The following is a 237-nucleotide window of genomic DNA, read 5'->3' on the forward strand; positions in this document are numbered from 1 at the left end:
ATGTTCCTCAAGTACGCCACCGACACCACCGAGCTCGGCGTCCGGATCTTCGGGCCGATCCACGGCGCGGTGTTCATCGCCTACTGCGTCACGACCGTCGTCGTCGCCGTCGACCAGCGCGGGTCGCCCGGCCGGCTCGTCGGCGGCCTGGCCTCCTCGGTGCCGCCCTTCCTGACCCTGTGGTTCGAGCGGTACGCCGGCCGGCAGGGCCTGCTCGCCGACTCCTGGCGGCTGCGC

At 72.6% G+C, this 237-nt stretch carries 1 protein-coding gene; it reads left to right on the forward strand.

Annotation, left to right across the window (positions count from 1 at the left end; translation table 11 throughout):
- Positions 1-237, forward strand: a 237-nt coding sequence (locus QWY28_RS24845; RefSeq protein ID WP_300955383.1) for a DUF3817 domain-containing protein, incomplete at both ends; no start/stop codon positions are given.

The sequence above is a fragment of the Nocardioides oceani genome, from assembly GCF_030412965.1.
In the GTDB taxonomy this organism is placed as follows: Bacteria; Actinomycetota; Actinomycetes; order Propionibacteriales; family Nocardioidaceae; genus Nocardioides; species Nocardioides oceani.